Annotated in this window: 2 protein-coding genes; one reads left to right on the top strand and one right to left on the bottom strand. The window is 46.0% G+C overall.

Annotated features, from left to right (window positions below; all coding sequences use genetic code 11):
• Positions 1 to 342 precede the first annotated feature (342 nt).
• Complete coding sequence (gene plsX, locus F6K20_RS29640; protein ID WP_071986850.1) at positions 343 to 1392, bottom strand: phosphate acyltransferase PlsX; 1050 nt, start codon at positions 1390 to 1392, stop codon at positions 343 to 345.
• 508 nt (positions 1393 to 1900) lie between these two features.
• Between plsX and F6K20_RS29635 the strand changes: the two genes are divergently transcribed.
• Entirely contained in the window at positions 1901 to 3232 is a 1332-nt protein-coding gene (locus tag F6K20_RS29635; RefSeq protein WP_008182125.1) for a D-alanyl-D-alanine carboxypeptidase, read from the top strand.
• Positions 3233 to 3492 lie beyond the last annotated feature (260 nt).

The following is a 3492-nucleotide window of genomic DNA, read 5'->3' as shown; positions in this document are numbered from 1 at the left end:
TCTGGTGATTGGTCAATCTTGCCATCAATGCCACACTCAACTATAGCACACAAGCCTTAAACAACTATGTTGTGAGGCTTGTGGGACGCTCAAGCTAACAATCTGCCATTATCACGGAACCCTCTTGTAATTACCGTTATCGATCGCCACCCTAATACGGTGGGCAATTCCGCTAAGGAATTCTAACACGAGACTTGATCAGCTAGTCAAAGTTTAGTCCCCATGCTTGACACTCTTAAGGTTAACGGTTAACCATAAACTTTCAACCGCCAACGGTCAACCGTCAACAAAAAAACAGTTGCGCTAATGGTAGCCTTGAAATGCTGATCAGTCGATCATGCCTTACTCCTCACTGCTGGAATTAGTAGCCACTGATTTCTTAGACTTTTTGAAGTGATTAGCTTTAATCCGCTCTAGTACTCGGTGATCAATGGCTTCTTGAGCCAACCGAATGGCGTTAAAAATCGATGGGGCTTGGGAGCTACCGTGACTAATAATACAAATTCCTGCCACCCCCAAGAGTAGAGCACCGCCATGTTCGGCATGATCCATACGCTGCTTAATCCGCTTCAAGTTGGGTTTTAACAACGCTGTACCTAGCTGACCTTGTATCCCTTGAGGCAGTTCTTCTCGGATAATTTGCAGCATCACCTCCCCTACTGCTTCGGCAAACTTGAGCAGTATATTGCCCACAAAGCCATCGCACACAATTACATCAAACTGACCTGAGAGTACATCTCTACCCTCAGCATTGCCAATAAAGTTTATTCTGGAATTCTTTCGTAGCAGTTGATGAGTGCGGATGGCCAAATCATTGCCTTTACACTCTTCCTCACCAATGTTTAGCAGACCCACCTTAGGCTCTTCCATGCCCAAGACATACTTGCTATATACTGACCCCATGATGGCAAACTGCTCTAGATATTTAGGGCGACAATCCACAATTGCCCCCACGTCCATTATAATCACTGGCTTGCCAGCCATGATGGTAGGAAACACTGCGCCAATTGCGGGACGGTCAATCCCTGGCAGACGCCCTAAGCGCAATAGAGCCGCTGCCATGGCTGCCCCAGAGTGCCCAGCACAGACTACAGCGTCAGCACGTCCTTCCTTGACTAAGTCCATGGCTACGTTAATAGAAGCGTTGGGCTTACGCTTCAAGCTCACCAAGGGTTCTTCACCCATGGCAACGACACCATCAGCAGCTACAATTTCTATCTGACTTGATCCGTGGTGTTGGGCAATAGAGGATCTGATTTGCTCAGGATCCCCTACCAACAATACCTCTACCCCTAACTCAGCTTGTGCTCTAATAGCTCCAGCAACTATTTCATGGGGGGCATAATCCCCGCCCATAGCGTCTATTGCGATTCGTGCGCCAGTCGATGCCATTGCTCAAAGTTTATAGAAACCTTCCACATCTTACCAGAACCATTACCTGGAATAGTAAACAATGTGATCTGTTTAACTTGAGATTTGGGACCCGAAAGACTTGCATGGTGACATGTTCTCAACAGAACTGTTCAGATACATTTAACCCGGTAATTCCGCCCCATAGCCGGAATCCGTGTATAGCACGTCAATTAACAATTGACGAGGAGGTATCTGTGTTGGCTTTGCCGGAAAATCCCAAAAGCGCTTTTGCTTACAGCCAATGCATTTACTACAGAACAACTTAACTGTTGTTTGATACAACAATTGCTCTTAGCTCGATTATTGCTTAGGTCGTCTTGATCAGCAGACTCCCAAATCTCAAGCTTCTGTGGCTGTTAAGACAATTATACCAGATAAACCCTACGACAAACCGGAAACTTCCTGAGAATCATTGATTAGGACTTAACAGTAGCAGCATTCAGTATCTAAAATAGAGCAGCCTCAAGAAACAAATGTGGTGTAGTGAATGCTAAAACAACTTGCTGCTGGGATGCTGGCCGGTGCGTTTGTCGTTATATCTGTGAAACTTTGGAGAATTCTGCAACCGATCAACCTTGATCAAGCTCAACTGATGGCTTGGCGGGATACCTCCTTGTTTAGCTTGCCAGCTGAACCAGACCCGTCTGCTGAAGCGATTGTGGCTGAATTCATAGAAAAATGGCGTGTTCAAGGTTCAGCAGTTAAGCAAGGAGTATGGATTCAATCGGGACTGACTAGACTGGCGACCCACCGGGGAAATGTTCCAATACCCGCAGCTTCAATCACGAAAATTGCCACTAGTCTAGCGGCATTACAGCAATGGGGACCAGCTCATCAATTTGAAACTAGAGTCAGTGCCACCGGAATAGTTAAAGATGGGGTATTGCAGGGAGATTTGGTAATTACTGGTGGTAGCGACCCGTTTTTTGTGTGGGAAGAAGCGATCGCATTGGGTAATAGCCTAAATCAACTGGGAATCCGCCGGGTCACTGGGAATTTAGTCATCATTGGCCATTTCACTATGAATGATAAGGACAACCCAGAAATTGCTGGTGGACAACTCTTGCAAGCCTTAAAATCCAGCAGCTGGTCTTGGCAGATTCTCCGCCAATATCAAGCCATGCCCAAAGGAACCGAGAAACCCCAATTAGAAATTGCTGGGAATGTAGTTGTATCTGATACTCCCATTCCCAAGCAAGAATATCTGTTACTCCACAAGTCTTTGCCCCTGGTAGATATTCTTAGAGAGATGAACATCTACAGTAACAACGACGTATCTCAGATGTTGTCTCAAGCCATTGGCGGTGCTCAGACAACCGCTCGGTTGGCGGCTAGGTCAGCTGGTTTACCCGGTAGCGAAATTCAGTTGATTAATGGCTCTGGCTTAGGTATGGAGAATCGAATTTCCCCCCGTGCTGCTTGTGCTATGCTCATGGCTATTGAGCGCTTTTTACAGCCTTACCAGCTTAATCTTAGGGATGTCTTCCCCCTAGCTGGACGGGATACTAAGGGGACCATGCTCGACCGTAACATTCCCCCAGGGGCTGTGATTAAAACCGGAACTCTCAGAGAAGTTAGTGCTCTAGCTGGTTTTCTCCCAACACGCGATCGCGGTTTAGTGTGGTTTGCCATCATTAATGGTGGCAACGATATCCTAGAATTTCGGGCAAAACAGGATCAGCTACTGCAACGCCTGTCTGTCGAGTGGGGTGCCCTTACCCAAAAGAGTAGCAATCAAACCCATAAACCATTGATCATTGGTGATCCCAAGCGTATTGAAAAAATCAGCAGTACCTTGCTGATTGAAAATAAAAAATAGCAAATAGATATTGAGTCGGCTTGAAATTTTGTTGAAGGTTGAAGGTTGAAGGTTGACCGTTGACGGTCAACCTTCAACAGTTAAGTTCAAGGGTTGAGCAACGGCTCCAAAGCCAGTCTCAGCAATAAATTAATTTAGCTGTCCGGCAAAATTCATCCCACACCTAATGCTACGCATTAGGTGTGGGATGAATTTTGCACAGGGTATTATAAAATTGCTATAATATATGTACTGATAAACAAAGCCGTTCGCGTAGCGTG

Origin of the sequence: Moorena sp. SIO2C4 (genome assembly GCF_010672485.1) — a bacterium.
Classification (GTDB): domain Bacteria; phylum Cyanobacteriota; class Cyanobacteriia; order Cyanobacteriales; family Coleofasciculaceae; genus Moorena; species Moorena producens.
This window is presented reverse-complemented; position numbering and strand designations above follow the sequence as displayed.

Bases quoted from the DNA above. Each gene is read 5' to 3' on its own strand.
- F6K20_RS29635 (WP_008182125.1), top strand. From the start codon at position 1,901: ATGCTAAAACAACTTGCTGCTGGGATGCTGGCCGGTGCGTTTGTCGTT.
- plsX (WP_071986850.1), bottom strand. From the start codon at position 1,392: ATGGCATCGACTGGCGCACGAATCGCAATAGACGCTATGGGCGGGGAT.